This is a genomic window from Pseudomonas sp. ZS1P83, assembly GCF_054897825.1.
In genome coordinates this window covers 5,179,835-5,194,050 of the sequence record NZ_CM142706.1, presented here as the reverse complement: position 1 = coordinate 5,194,050, position 14,216 = coordinate 5,179,835, and the positions used below count along the sequence as shown (strand labels likewise).

At 58.8% G+C, this 14,216-nt stretch carries 12 protein-coding genes and 1 pseudogene; 2 read left to right on the top strand and 11 right to left on the bottom strand.

What is annotated here, in order from left to right; genetic code table 11:
• Positions 1-103 precede the first annotated feature (103 nt).
• Positions 104-2,059, top strand: a complete 1,956-nt coding sequence (gene betT / locus ACYZT0_RS24400; protein ID WP_462046632.1) for a choline transporter BetT — start codon at positions 104-106, stop codon at positions 2,057-2,059.
• 27 nt (positions 2,060-2,086) lie between these two features.
• Here betT and ACYZT0_RS24395 read toward each other — a convergent pair whose 3' ends face one another.
• Together ACYZT0_RS24395 and ACYZT0_RS24390 are read right to left on the bottom strand one after the other, a co-directional pair.
• Positions 2,087-2,347, bottom strand: coding sequence for a hypothetical protein (locus ACYZT0_RS24395; RefSeq protein ID WP_462043349.1), 261 nt, complete (start codon positions 2,345-2,347; stop codon positions 2,087-2,089).
• 50 nt (positions 2,348-2,397) lie between these two features.
• Positions 2,398-2,526: pseudogene (locus ACYZT0_RS24390) on the bottom strand (SDR family oxidoreductase); the annotation flags it as partial.
• A gap of 155 nt (positions 2,527-2,681) precedes the next feature.
• On the opposite strand from ACYZT0_RS24390, the gene mgrA reads away from it, so the two are divergent.
• Positions 2,682-3,719, top strand: coding sequence for an L-glyceraldehyde 3-phosphate reductase (gene mgrA, locus ACYZT0_RS24385; RefSeq protein WP_462043348.1), 1,038 nt, complete (start codon positions 2,682-2,684; stop codon positions 3,717-3,719).
• A gap of 97 nt (positions 3,720-3,816) precedes the next feature.
• On the opposite strand, the gene ACYZT0_RS24380 is transcribed toward mgrA, so the two are convergent.
• From ACYZT0_RS24380 to ACYZT0_RS24340, 9 genes are all read right to left on the bottom strand, one after another.
• A complete protein-coding gene (locus tag ACYZT0_RS24380) occupies positions 3,817-5,019 on the bottom strand; it encodes a helix-turn-helix domain-containing protein (RefSeq protein WP_462043347.1) in 1,203 nt (400 codons plus the stop codon).
• Positions 5,020-5,022: 3 nt separating this feature from the next.
• Positions 5,023-5,700 carry a hypothetical protein gene (locus tag ACYZT0_RS24375; RefSeq protein ID WP_462043346.1) on the bottom strand — a complete coding sequence of 226 codons (678 nt, stop codon included), beginning with the start codon at positions 5,698-5,700 and terminating at the stop codon, positions 5,023-5,025.
• 112 nt (positions 5,701-5,812) lie between these two features.
• The gene (gene tauD / locus ACYZT0_RS24370) at positions 5,813-6,649 is read right to left on the bottom strand and encodes a taurine dioxygenase (RefSeq protein WP_462043345.1); all 837 of its coding nucleotides are present in this window, start codon (positions 6,647-6,649) and stop codon (positions 5,813-5,815) included.
• A gap of 55 nt (positions 6,650-6,704) precedes the next feature.
• A complete protein-coding gene (tauC, locus tag ACYZT0_RS24365) occupies positions 6,705-7,544 on the bottom strand; it encodes a taurine ABC transporter permease TauC (RefSeq protein WP_462043344.1) in 840 nt (279 codons plus the stop codon).
• Positions 7,541-8,335 carry a taurine ABC transporter ATP-binding subunit gene (tauB, locus tag ACYZT0_RS24360; RefSeq protein WP_131060561.1) on the bottom strand — a complete coding sequence of 265 codons (795 nt, stop codon included), beginning with the start codon at positions 8,333-8,335 and terminating at the stop codon, positions 7,541-7,543. Before tauB ends, tauC begins: the two co-directional genes overlap by 4 nt.
• A 16-nt stretch (positions 8,336-8,351) precedes the next feature.
• On the bottom strand, positions 8,352-9,329 hold the full coding sequence (gene tauA, locus ACYZT0_RS24355; protein ID WP_462043343.1) for a taurine ABC transporter substrate-binding protein: 978 nt from the start codon (positions 9,327-9,329) through the stop codon (positions 8,352-8,354).
• 248 nt (positions 9,330-9,577) lie between these two features.
• Positions 9,578-11,161 (bottom strand): glutamate--cysteine ligase, encoded by a 1,584-nt coding sequence (gshA, locus tag ACYZT0_RS24350; RefSeq protein WP_462043342.1) that lies wholly within the window; start codon positions 11,159-11,161, stop codon positions 9,578-9,580.
• 293 nt (positions 11,162-11,454) lie between these two features.
• Complete coding sequence (locus ACYZT0_RS24345) at positions 11,455-11,838, bottom strand: PaaI family thioesterase (RefSeq protein WP_462043341.1); 384 nt, start codon at positions 11,836-11,838, stop codon at positions 11,455-11,457.
• Positions 11,838-14,162, bottom strand: a complete 2,325-nt coding sequence (locus ACYZT0_RS24340) for a Tex family protein (protein WP_462043340.1) — start codon at positions 14,160-14,162, stop codon at positions 11,838-11,840. Before ACYZT0_RS24340 ends, ACYZT0_RS24345 begins: the two co-directional genes overlap by 1 nt.
• Between the last annotated feature and the right edge of the window lie 54 nt (positions 14,163-14,216).

The window sequence follows — 14,216 nt, the reverse complement described above, 5'->3', positions numbered from 1 at the left end:
GAGGCTTGCCTTTGCCGAGTCCGTTACTGATTGCCCTGTTCCACCCCCTTGAGGTGCGCCTTTCATGAGTGCACCTTCCACCCCTCCAAGCGGCCAGGTCCGCATGAATCCGCCGGTGTTCTACTTTGCCGCGGGTTTCATTCTGTTGTTCGGCATTGTGGTTATTGCCTTGCCTGAACAGGCCGGTGCCTGGCTGCTGGAAGCGCAAAACTGGGCGGCCAATACGGTCGGCTGGTATTACATGCTCGCGATGACCCTGTATCTGGTCTTCGTGGTGGTCACCGCCTTGTCTGGCTACGGCAAAATCAAGCTCGGTGCCGACCACGACGAACCCGAATTCAGTTACCTGTCCTGGGCCGGAATGCTATTCGCCGCCGGGATCAGCATCACGCTGTTTTTCTTTTGCGTGTCCGAACCGCTGACCCATTTGTCGCAACCGCCCCAAGGCGAGGCAGGCACGGCGGATGCGGCGCGGCAGGCGATGCAGATTCTGTTTCTGCACTGGGGCCTGCACGGCTGGGGTGTGTTCGCCTTCGTCGGCATGGCGCTGGCCTACTTCGCTTATCGGCATAACCTGCCGCTGGCCCTGCGTTCGGCGCTTTATCCGCTGATCGGCAAACGCATCAACGGCCCCATTGGTTACGCGGTGGATGGCTTCGGCATTATCGCCACGGTGTTCGGCCTCGGCGCCGACATGGGCTTTGGCGTGTTGCACCTCAACTCGGGTCTGGACTATCTGTTCGGCATCGCTCACACGCAGTGGATTCAGGTCGGCCTGATCACACTGATGATGGGCGCGGCGATCATCGTCGCGGTCTCCGGCGTCGATAAAGGCGTGCGGGTGATGTCCGACATCAATATGCTGCTGGCCTGCGCGCTGCTGCTGTTCGTGTTGTTCGCCGGCCCCACCCAGCACCTGCTCAACACCCTGATCCAGAACATCGGCGACTACCTCGGCGCGTTGCCGATGAAGAGTTTCGACCTGTACGCCTACGACAAGCCCAGTGACTGGCTGGGCGGTTGGACGGTGTTCTATTGGGCCTGGTGGATTGCATGGTCGCCGTTCGTGGGCCTGTTCATCGCACGGATTTCCCGTGGCCGGACTATCCGCGAATTCGTCTTCGGCGTGCTGTTGATTCCGCTCGGTTTCACACTGGCGTGGATGTCGATCTTCGGTAATAGCGCCATTGATCAAGTCCTCAACCACGGCATGAGCGCCCTCGGCATGTCGGCCATCGACAACCCGTCGATGACCCTCTACCTGCTGCTGGAAACCTATCCGTGGAGCAAAACGGTCATCGCGGTCACAGTGTTTATCAGCTTCGTATTCTTTGTGACGTCCGCCGACTCCGGCACGGTGGTGTTGTCGACGCTGTCCGCCAAGGGTGGCAACCCGGATGAAGACGGGCCGAAATGGCTGCGAGTGTTCTGGGGTGCAATGACGGCGCTGGTGACCAGTGCACTGCTGTTCTCCGGCAGCATTGATGCGCTGAAGTCAGCGGTGGTGCTGACTTCGTTGCCGTTCTCCATGATCTTGCTGTTGATGATGTGGGGGCTGCACAAAGCGTTCTATCTGGAGTCGCAGAAGCAGATTGCGCAGCTGCATTCCCTGGCTCCGGTGTCCGGCTCGCGGCGTGGTGGCTGGCGTCAACGCTTGACTCAGGCCGTGCATTTCCCGTCTCGCGATGAGGTTTACCGCTTCCTCGATACGACGGTGCGCCCGGCGATTGAAGACGTCTCGGCGGTGTTCGTAGAGAAGGGTTTGAACGTGGTCACTCAGCCGGACCCGGCCAACGACAACGTCAGCCTGGAAATCGGACACGGCGAGGAGCATCCGTTTATCTATCAGGCGCAGATGCGTGGCTACTTCACGCCATCGTTTGCCCGTGGCGGCATGGGTTCCAAGGAACTCAACAACCGTCGTTATTACCGGGCCGAAGTGCATTTGAGCGAGGGCAGTCAGGACTACGATCTGGTGGGTTACACCAAGGAGCAGATCATCAACGACATCCTCGATCAGTACGAACGGCACATGCAGTTTTTGCATTTGGTGCGTTGATCGAGAAATGGTGGCGCCGGGCCCTTTTCAGGTTTCGGCGCTCAATACCATGAACAGCACCATCGCCGCCACCGGTACGCCAAATACGGCGCTGCCGACCACCAGTTCCGTGCTCAAGGGCTGGCCCGCGTTAACCATGCCAACTGCACCGTTGATCAACGTCAGCGCGAACCACAGCACGACAAAGCTGTAGACCAGGGTCTGGCGGCTAAAACCGATTTTCTCGCCGATGAACAGCATCAGCGCCAGCAGGATCAGGCCGAAGGTGATGATGATCGTGGTGTGCATGGTGTGTTCTCCTGGGAACGATCAAGACTTCGGTATCAGTGTGAGCTTAGTTAAACCAGCCCGCCATTGACCCGCAAAATCTGCCCGTTGACCCAGGCCGAATCCGGGCCGACCAGAAAGGACACGACGCGGGAGATGTCTTCTGGCTGAGCCAGACGTTCCAGCGGGGGCATCTTGGCGCCTGCGCAAATACAGCGAACCGAAAAGTCTCGATCATTTGTGAAACGTTTCAGCATTTTCTCGAGTCAGAGGTTTATCGGCGTTTGTCTGGGCGTATGCTGGGCAACTTGCAAAGCAGTCGATACCCAATTCAAGACAGACAAGAGAGGATTCGATGACCTACACCGCTGCCGAAAACCGCTATGACTCCATCCCTTACCGCCGTGTGGGGCGCAGCGGGCTGGTGCTGCCGGCACTGTCTCTGGGCCTGTGGCACAACTTTGGCGACAGCACGCCGATCGACACCCAGCGTTCATTGCTGCGTACCGCGTTTGATCTCGGCATCAACCATTTCGACCTGGCCAACAACTACGGCCCGCCGTATGGCAGCGCCGAGACCAATTTCGGTCGTTTGCTGCGCGAAGACTTCAAGCAGTATCGCGACGAGCTGATTATCTCGAGCAAGGCCGGTTGGGACATGTGGGCCGGCCCTTATGGTCAGGGCGGCGGTTCACGCAAATACGTACTGGCCAGCCTTGATCAGAGCCTGCAACGCCTGGGTCTGGACTACGTGGACATCTTCTACTCCCACCGCTTCGACCCGGACACGCCGCTGGAAGAAACCGCCAGCGCACTGGCTACCGCCGTGCAACAGGGCAAGGCGCTGTACATCGGCATCTCGTCCTACTCGGGCGTTAAAACCCGTGAAATGGCCGCGTTGCTGAAAGAGTGGAAAGTCCCGTTGCTGATTCACCAACCGGCTTACAACCTGCTCAACCGATGGATAGAAAAGGACCTGTTGGATACGACGGACGAACTTGGTACGGGCGTGATTGCGTTCACGCCGCTGGCTCAGGGTTTGTTGACTGACAAGTACCTTAACGGTGTGCCGGCGGATGCGCGGGTCAATCGTCCGGGCGGTGGTTCGTTGCAGACATCGCACCTGTCCGAAGCCAACATCGCTCATGTGCGTGCGCTGAATGAGATCGCCAAGCGACGCGGTCAGAGCCTGGCGCAGCTGGCATTGGCCTGGACGTTGCGCGATCCGCGGGTGACTTCGGCATTGATCGGTGCGAGCCGTCCGGAGCAGATTGTCGAGAACGTCGGGGCGTTGAAGAATTTGAGCTTTAGCGCTGAAGAGCTGGCGGAGATTGATCGATTTGCCCAGGAAGGCGGAATTAACCTTTGGGAGAAGCCTTCGGCGGCGGAGTAAATCTATTCGAAGGACGAGGACCGAATCACGGATAAGCCCTCCTCACATAAGGAAGTGGCTTGTCCGTGATTATTTTTAAGTGGCGCTTACGATGTCGTTATTTTTTGCTTGGGAAACCGAGTATTTCTGCGGTTTCGCTGAAAAACGTATCCCTTGCAGATCTCTTTCTTAGCTGCATATCGATCACTTGTGACTGGTCTGGGAGAGTGAAATAACCCTTATCCAAACTACATAGGGTTTCTAGAATGGGAAGCGGCAGCCCCAGCAACTGTCTGACTTGGGATCGGGAAAGTACCTTGTTTTCCACGAGCATCTTCACACCTCGCGCGATCAACAGCGGCCTTTCAAAATCGAAGTCGGCGTCCATAGGCTCGCCCTTGACCCAGCCTCTTGCGGACCTAGCTTTCCACAGCCTTGTCGTCGTGGTGTCATTAATGATTTCAAGATCTAGACATCGACGAACCATCGCCGCAACAGAAACCTTCCAGCGCGGCTTAAGTGCCAACAAGGTATCCAAAGTCGGCCAGCGAATCTCCCTTAGAAAGCTTTCCGCTGGCATCAAAAATGCGCTGGCAAATCGGTGAGCCTGTGATTCAAGCAGCGTGTAATTCGATTCGTATTGTTCGTTGGAAATATGTCGATGGAGAACTACATGTCCCAGTTCATGGGCCGCGTCGAATCGGTTTCTTATTCCGTTAGCCTTATCTGCAACGAGAAGTACATAAGGGCGCTGATCCAACTCGTACCAGTTTGATACGCCATCCATTTTGAGGTGCCCAAGCGTGGTTCGAGCACAGACGATGCCAGCGTTTTCCAACACCTGAACCACATTGGGTATCGGAGCAACCCCTAGTCCCCACGCTTGACGGCATTCACTCGCCATTCTCTCGATCTCTTGATCAGAAATCAGCTGGCAATTTCTTTCTTCCAGGTGGGGAACGTTAACAGTGACGAACTCAAGACTTTCCTGAAGTTTGTAGGAGATGTCTTGAAGCCACTCCAGACGGACTTCCGCTATTTCTCTCGCGTTGGTGGTAGCACTCACCTGAGAGCGGAAAAAGAATGGAGTGGTTTCACTCGTTACGATTTGCTCCTCTAACAGCCAGTTTTCACTGACGCCAAAAACCTCGCATAACCGTTGGAAGGCATCGGCCTCAGGTACCTGAAGCCCGTTCTCCCATTTAGAGATGTTTCCCGAGGCACGCCCCACCATTTCGGCCAAAGCTGTTTGGGTGATACCAAACGTGAGCCGTAACTGCTTGAGGCGCTCAGACTGAAAGCCCGCGACTCCAGTTCTCATGGTTCACCTCTTGGAATTTTGCTCGTCATCAGTGTTGTCTTCGATTTCTTCAGCGCGGCGCATCTTATCCCGCAATTTCACCAATTCAATCGGTTTCTGATCAACAGCTTCATTATCAGAGTAGCTCTGAAGAAGGTCTTCGAACGTGCAATTCATATGGAAGCCTTTGCCGTTGAAATAAGGCACGGCCATCATGATCGCCCGCGGCTCTGATTGATCCTCTGAACGTGATGGTGGTGCATGGACTACGACTAGCGCATGAATCAATTGATCGGTGACTGTCTGCGTCAACCCATCAATCCAGTCCATCTGTGTGGATGCTAAAGATTCGTTCAGCGTTTTCAGTTCGCTTCGGTGTTTCGCCGTGCGAATTTCTTTCTGCCAGGGCAGGACGACAGATGTGATGCGCAAACTTCCCAGCTCCAATAGGACGTAATTGTGTCCTTTTGGGTCGGTTGTTTTGATGATTGGATTCCAGCGTTTCATTCCCGCTAAGGCGTCTTGAACGAGCGAATGCCGTAAATGGCCACGCAGATCTCCAGGAGGGGTATGAATCAGGAGTTCTTCTGACTCCTTCAATGCCTTTTGAAAGGTTTGAGGAATAAGAATCCCTAGTTCATCAAAAAACTCTCTATCGACTTGCGCGCGAATGAAGCCTTGGATTTCTTCTTTTGTGATCATGCTGTCACCACTCACTATTCGGTAAGCGGATTTTTACGCCATTTTTATTCGTTATGGAAGCGACCAGCTGTTTTTTTATCCAGTTGAAGCTAAGCAAATCCCTCTGTGGTGCTCAAAACGGCACATCCCCCAGCACCGTAGCCCGCTGCATCACTCGCCGCGCCGGCCGGTAATCATCCACGGCGTAATGCTGTGTCACGCGGTTATCCCAAAACGCCACGTCGTCCTTCTGCCAACGCCAGCGAATCGTAAATTCCGGTCGTGTCGCGTGAGCAAACAACAGCTTCAGAATCACCTCGCTCTCAGTCTCCGACAGCTCATTGATCTTCGACGTGAAGCCTTCATTGACGAACAACGACCGGCGCCCGCTCACGGGGTGCGTACGGATCACCGGGTGTGACAGCGGGGGATTCTTGCGGCGCGCTTCCTCCCACTGGGCCAACGCTTGCGGCGTGTTGCCATAACGCTCCAGCGGAAACGAGCGAGTAAAGTCGTGGGTAGCCGTCAGCCCTTCGAGCAAGGTTTTCATCGGCGCGGACAACGCTTCATACGCCGCGATACCGCTGGCCCACAGTGTGTCGCCACCGAACTCCGGCAGCAGCTTGGCACTGAGTACTGCGCCCATGGCCGGGGTCGGCAGGAAAGTCACGTCGGTGTGCCAGATCGCGTTGTCGCGCACGTCGGTGACGGCGGTGTCGAGGATCAGCACTTCGGGCTGCTCCGGCACATTCGGGTAGATCGGGTGAATGTGCAGGTCGCCGAAATTAGCGGCGAATCGCGCTTGCTGCTGAGGTGTAATCGGCTGGTCGCGGAAGAACAGCACCTGATGCTTGAGCAGCGCCTGCTCGATGGCGTCGCGTTGTTCCAGGTTCAGCGGCTGACTGATGTCGATACCGCTGATTTGCGCGCCGAGGGCCGAGCTAAGGGGGACGATTGTCAGGATGCTCATGGTCTTTCTCTTCAATCCGGGGTGCCGAGCTGTCGGCATGGTCAATGACAAGTCTTTAGTGAGCCTGGCCATGCCACGGCACCAGTTTGCGTTGCAGGGCGCGCAAGCCCATTTCCATGGCGAAGGCGATCAGCGCGATCACCAGAATCCCCAGCACCACCACATCGGTGACCAGGAACTGCGCGGCCGACTGCACCATGAAGCCCAGCCCGCTGGTGGCGGCGATCAATTCGGCGGCGACCAGCGTCGACCAACCCACACCCAGGCCAATGCGCACACCGGTCAAAATGTCCGGCAACGCGCTCGGCAGAATCACATGGCGAATCAACTGCGCCCGGGTCGCACCTAACGACTGCGCCGCGCGCAACTTGGCCGGGTCGACGGTGCGCACACCGGTCGCGGTAGCGATGGCGATCGGGGCGAAGATCGCGAGGTAGATCAGCAAGACTTTCGACAGCTCACCGATGCCGCACCAAATCACGATCAGCGGCAGATAAGCCAATGGCGGGATAGGGCGGTAAAACTCGATCAGCGGATCGAGAATGCCGCGAGCGATGCGGTTGTGGCCGATGGCGATGCCGACCGGCACGGCGGTCAGCACTGCGAAGCCCAGGCCCAGACCGATTCGGCTGAGACTCGCGCCCAAGTGCTGCCACAAGGTCGAATCCATGTAGCCGGAGGTCACCAGCAGCCAGCCTTTTTGCAGCACGGCAGAGGGTGGTGGCAGGAACAGCGGTTCGATCATGCCAGTGGCGGTGACGGCCCACCAAATGACAACAAGCGCGACCAGCGTCAGCACGCTGATCCACCGAGTGCTGAGGCTGCGACGAACTGGAATGACCACCGATTGGCCGTTGGTTTTTACCGTCGCGGCCGGGATTTCATAGCTGCTCATGCGCGCTCCTGCCGCTGGGCGGTGCTGCGTTGGGAGAACACTTTGGCGAGCACGTGTTCGCGGGTTTCGATAAAGCGCGGGTCGGACTTGATCGATCGAGCCGACTCACCAGCGGCGTAACGCTGACCGAAATCCAGGCTCAGGCGCTCGACGATTTGCCCAGGGTTTGGTGCCAGCAGAATCAGGTCCGTGGCGAGGAACACCGCTTCTTCAATGTCGTGGGTAATCAGAAATACCGGCTTGGCGGTGCGCTGCCAGACTTGCAGCAGCAACTCCTGCATTTGTTCACGGGTGAAGGCATCGAGGGCGCCGAAGGGTTCGTCCATCAGCAAAACCCGAGGGTCGGCGGCGAGGGCGCGAGCCAGACCGACACGCTGCTTCTGGCCGCCCGAGAGCTGCCAGATTCGGCGACTTTCGAAACCGGAAAGGTCCACCAGGGCGAGCATTTCCCGAGCACGAATTTCGCGTTTGTCCCGGGAAATGCCGGCCAGTTCCAGACCGAAACCGACGTTGGCCAACACGTCCTGCCAGGGCAGCAGCGCGTCATCCTGGAACACCACGCCGCGTTCGGCGCTCGGGCCTTTGACCGGCACGCCATCGAGGGTAATGCGCCCAGCGCTAGGCTCGACGAAACCGGCAATCAGGTTCAACAGCGAGGTCTTGCCACTGCCGGACGGGCCGAGGGCGACCAACAATTGCTGGGGCCCAAGACTCAGAGAAATATCCGCCAGTACCGGTTCGGCGGCACCGGGGTACTGTGCGCTGATGCGCTCCAGCTGTAGCAAAGCCATCGCAGTTAACTCCCGATCAGTTGGTGATGTACTTGGCGCTGACGTAGGGAGCGTAATCCGGCAGGACGGCCTCGACCTTGCCTTGTTCCTTGAGGAACGCGGCGGTGTCGGTGATGGCCTTGGTGGTCGGCGCGCCGAGGGTGATCACCTGATCAGCCGCCAGCGGGTAGACGTTGCCTTGTAGCAACAATGGAATGTCGCTGGCCTTGGCGCCGGAGAGTTTCACCAGCTTGTCGACGTTGCTTTGGTTGGCGAGCCAGGCCTTCGGGTCTTTTCGGTAGTCGGCGTAGGCATCCAGGGTCACTTTAGCGAACGCGGTAACGATTTCCGGGTGCTTCTCGGCGAAGTCTTTACGCACGATCCAGGCATCGAAGGTCGGCGCGCCGAACCTGGCCAGTTCGCCGGAGGTGATCAGTACTTTGCCGTTTTCCTTGGCCACGCCGAGCGCTGGGTCCCAGACGTAAGTGGCGTCGATGTCACCGCGTTTCCAGGCGGCGACGATCGCGGGCGGAGCGAGGTTGAGGACGGTGACTTTCGACGGGTCGATGTTCCAGTGCTTCAGCGCGGCCAGCAGGCTGTAGTGGCCAGTGGAAACGAACGGCACGGCGATTTTCTTTCCGATCAGGTCTTGTGGGGTTTTGATCCCGGAACCGTCGCGAGCGACCAGGGCTTCAGCGGCGCCGATCTGGGTGGCGATGAGGAAGGTTTCTACCGGGACTTTGCGGGTGATTGCAGCCGTCAGAGGGCTGGAACCGAGGTAGCCGATCTGCACGTCGCCGGAAGCGATGGCGGCGATGATGTCGGCTCCGTTGTCGAATTTGCGCCAGTCGATTTTGGCGTTGGTGGCTTTTTCGTATGCGCCGTCGGCCTGGGCGACTTTCGCCGGGTCAACGGTGGTCTGGTAGGCGACGGTGACGTCAGCCGCCTGGGCAAAGAAACTTGTCGCGGCCAGAGACGCAGCCGCCAGCAGGCGAAGGGGGAAAGTCAGTTTCATTGAGAAGCTCCTTGTCAGACGACCGAGAGTCGGCGTGAAAGGAGACTAAATGATCTAAGAATCCGAAAGTAAATAACTTTTTCGAATGAGCTTATGAGCGGAAAATTCTAAGGGACGGGTGGGCGGGTAGCTGATCGTTCCCACGCTCCGCGTGGTAACGCCTCAAGGGACGCTCCGCGTCCAGGTGACGCAGAGCGTCACCGGCTGCATTCCCACGCAGAGCGTGGGAATGAACGGTGCCGAGGAGGTTAGTTGCTAATCGCCAGAATGCTCGCCTGATACGACCCGACAAACACATCGAAATCGCCCACCTCGTTCTGCTCCAGCTCAACCTGCTCAGCCAGCGACGAACGCGCCCGCGCTTCAAATTTCGCCTGATCATCGCCATTCAACGGCTCACTACGGAAAAACTCCGCATGCGCGCGGCTCTGACGCAGGGAGAACTGACTGAAGCTCTCCTTGTGCTCAGCCATCGCCGCCAGCACCTGGGCGGATGGCGTCAGGGAAGGATCCTTGACCTTGGCCAGCTGCGCATCCAACGCCTTGTTATGCGCATCGCCGCCATGGCTCTGATCCAGCATTGCCGCCAGTGGAGCAATCTTCTCCAGCAACTCGCTGGCCCACTCTTTCAGGTCCACCGGATGACCGTCGCGTTGCAGTTCCAGGCCCGGGCGGCGACCTTCCTTGACCACGCTGAGGAAGTTCGAGGTCGCGTTGCCGCAAGAGGTATTGGTCAGTAGCGGGCTGTCGTTCATCGCGCAATACAGCAGGAACGCGTCAAGGAAGCGCGACTCTGGCAGGTCGATGCCCATCGGCAGGAACGGGTTGATGTCCAGGCAACGCACTTCGACGTACTGAATGCCACGGGCTACCAGCGCCTGGATCGGGCGTTCGCCGGTGTAGGTCACGCGTTTGGGGCGGATGTTGGAGTAGTACTCGTTTTCGATTTGCAGGATGTTGGTGTTGAGCTGAACCCACTCACCGTCCTGATGCGTGCCGATTTCGACGTACGGCGCATAAGGCGTGGCGACCGCTTTGCGCAGGCTGTCGGTGTAACTGGCCAGATCGTTGTAGCACGGGGTCAAACCGGCCTGGGCGTTGCTCTGGTAACCCAGGTCACTCATGCGCAGGCTGGTGGCGTACGGCAAGTACAAGGTGTCCGGGTCCAGTTGTTCCAACTGGTGCGAACGACCGCGCAGGAAACCGGCGTCCAGCGCAGGTGATGCGCCGAACAGGTACATCAGCAGCCAGCTGTAGCGGCGGAAGTTGCGGATCAGCGCGATGTAGGCCGACGACTGATAGTCACGGTCGGTGCCGACAAAGTCTTCAGCGGCTTTGAGCAGCGGCCAGAGCTTTTCCGGCAGGGAAAAATTGTAGTGAATCCCGGCGATGCACTGCATGGTCTTGCCGTACCGCAGGGCCAGGCCCTTGCGGTAGACGTACTTGAGCTGACCAATGTTGGAGGTGCCGTAATAGGCGATCGGGATGTCTTCCTCGGCCGGCAACGGGCACGGCATCGATGGACTCCACAGGTACTCGTTGCCGAGCTTGCTGTAGGCAAAACGGTGAATGCTGTCCAGGCTCGCCAGGGTGTCTGCCGGATCGGGCAGGGCGGGCGTGATGAACTCCAGCAGCGACTCGGAATAGTCGGTGGTGATTTGTTCGTTGGTCAGCGCGGAACCCAATTCTTCCGGGTGCGGCGTTTGCGCCAGGCGACCTTCGCCGGTCACGCGCAGGCATTCACGTTCGATGCCGTGAAGGCACTGTTCGAGCAGAGAGAGGTTAGCGCGCTCGCCGAGCAGAGCCAGGCGGCGGTTGAGAAGTTCGCTCAAGTTGGATTCCTTCACGCGTCAGTCGCCCCAATATGGGGGTGGGCAAGACGGTCTACAAGGGTGAAGTTGAAACTGGCGTTTTCGCCTGGTTTAAGAGCACCTCGGGACTGTTGTCAGCCGGCCAAGGTTTGAACGCCGCAATCCCCTGTGGGAGCGGGCTTGCTCGCGAAAGCGGTGGATCAGTCGACTTGAATGTTGCCTGACACACTGCTTTCGCGAGCAAGCCCGCTCCCACAGGGAACTCCGGCGCTGCTGTCACAGCGCCGAAATTAACTCAAATTGATGACCACTAGCTACAGGACAGCGAACGTGCCTTGTGCTTTTGCGACCAGTTTGTCGCCCTGCATCACGTCAGCCTCGACCACCAACGTGCGGCGGCCCGGGTGAATGACCCGCGCCGTGCACATCACTTCGCCGCCTTCAACGGCGCGAATGTAGTTGATCTTGCACTCGATGGTCGCACTCTGCTGGTCAAAGCCGTGAGTGCTGGAACAAGCCAACCCCATGGCAATGTCCACCAGACTGAACAAGGCCCCGCCGTGCAGCTTGCCGCCGCGATTGCGCAGCTCCGGCGCAAGCCCGAGGGCGACGTGCGCCACCCCGGTCTCCAGACTGTGCAAACGACACCCCAGCAACTTGAAAAAAGCGCTTTCGGTCAGCCCGGCAGGGATGTCCATCAGCGTTTCTTCAGCTGCTTGGCGTTGGCGAACAGCGAAGCCATGGCGTGGTTGACCGGGGCCGCCGCCGTGGTTTCCTTGCGCGGTGCAGTGTTCTGGGATTGGCGCGAAGACGAGCCGGGACGTGCGCCACGGGCACCGTCGATTTTCTCGCCCGGGGTGTCGCTCATGCGCATCGACAGACCCACGCGTTTGCGCGGAATGTCGATTTCCATGACTTTCACTTTCACCACGTCACCGGCCTTCACTGCTTCACGCGGATCCTTGATGAATTTCTCCGAAAGTGCAGAGATGTGCACCAAACCGTCTTGATGCACGCCGATGTCGACGAACGCGCCAAAGTTGGTCACGTTGGTTACCACGCCTTCGAGGATCATGCCCAGTTGCAGGTCCTTGAGGTCTTCGACGCCTTCCTGGAACTCGGCGGTCTTGAACTCAGGACGTGGATCGCGGCCAGGTTTTTCCAGCTCTTGCAGGATGTCGGTGACCGTTGGCAGACCGAAAGTCTCGTCGGTGTATTTCTTCGGATCGAGGCGCTTGAGAAAGCTGGCATCGCCGATCAGCGAACGGATGTCACGGTCGGTCTCCGCGGCGATGCGCTGCACCAGCGGATAGGCTTCCGGGTGAACCGCGGACGAATCCAGCGGATTGTCGCCGTTCATAACGCGCAGGAAACCGGCGGCCTGTTCGAAGGTCTTCTCGCCCAAACGAGCGACTTTCTTCAACGCGGCGCGGGTTTTGAAGGCGCCGTGCTCGTCGCGGTGGCTGACGATGTTCTGCGCCAGCGTCGCGTTGAGGCCGGAGATACGGGCCAGCAGCGCCACGGAAGCGGTGTTCACGTCCACGCCCACGGCGTTCACGCAGTCTTCGACCACAGCATCCAGGCCTCTGGCCAGTTTCAGCTGCGACACGTCGTGCTGGTACTGGCCGACGCCGATGGATTTCGGATCGATCTTCACCAGTTCGGCCAGTGGATCCTGCAAGCGACGAGCGATGGACACCGCGCCACGGATCGACACGTCGAGGTCCGGGAATTCCTTGGAAGCCAGTTCCGAAGCCGAGTAAACCGATGCGCCGGCCTCGGAGACCATGACCTTGGTCATCTTCATCGCTGGGTATTTTTTGATCAGCTCAGCAGCCAGCTTGTCGGATTCACGGCTGGCGGTGCCGTTGCCGATGGCAATCAGGTCCACCGCATGCTTGGCGCACAGGGCGGCGAGCACGGCGAGGGTCTGGTCCCACTTGTTGTGCGGCACGTGGGGGTAAACCGTGGCGTGATCCAGCAGCTTGCCGGTGGAGTCGACCACGGCGACCTTGCAACCGGTGCGCAGGCCCGGGTCGAGGCCCAGCGTGGCGCGCGGCCCAGCCGGTGCCGACAGCAGCAAGTCGTGCAGGTTGTGGGCGAACACGTTGATTGCTTCGGTTTCCGCGCCATCGCGCAGTTCGCCCAGCAGGTCGGTTTCCAGGTGGGTGTAGAGCTTGACCTTCCAGGTCCAGCGCACCACTTCGCCCAGCCATTTGTCGGCGGCGCGGTTCTGGTTCTGGATACCGAATTGCTGGCCGATCATGCCTTCACACGGGTGCATGGTGCCCGGCAGTTCGTCGCCGACTTTCAGCGCAGAACTCAGAATGCCTTCGTTGCGACCACGGAAAATGGCGAGCGCGCGGTGCGACGGCATGCTTTTCAGTGGTTCATCGTGTTCGAAATAGTCGCGGAACTTGGCGCCTTCCTCTTCTTTGCCAGCGATGACGCGGGCACTCAGAGTGGCTTCCTGCTTGAGGTAGCTGCGCAGTTTGTCCAGCAAGCGGGCGTCTTCGGCGAAACGCTCCATGAGGATGTACTTGGCGCCTTCGAGAGCAGCCTTCACGTCGGCCACGCCTTTTTCAGCGTCGACGAAGCGCGCGGCTTCAGCCTCTGGCGTCAGGGTCGGGTCGTTGAACAGGCCGTCTGCCAGCTCGCCGAGGCCGGCTTCCAGGGCGATCTGGCCCTTGGTGCGGCGCTTCTGCTTGTACGGCAGGTACAAGTCTTCGAGGCGGGTTTTGGTGTCGGCAAGTTTGATGTCGCGTTCGAGTTGCGGGGTCAGCTTGCCTTGCTCCTGGATACTGGCAAGGATGCTGATGCGCCGTTCGTCGAGTTCTCGCAGGTAGCGCAGACGCTCTTCCAGATGACGCAACTGGATGTCATCGAGGCTGCCGGTCACTTCTTTCCGGTAACGGGCGATGAAGGGCACCGTGGAGCCTTCATCGAGTAGCGCGACGGCCGCTTCGACCTGTTGTGGGCGTACGCCGAGTTCCTCGGCGATGCGGCTGTTGATGCTGTCCATAAAACCACCTGACAAATTGTGAAAGCAGGCTCGCAGGCGCAGAGATAAGGGCTC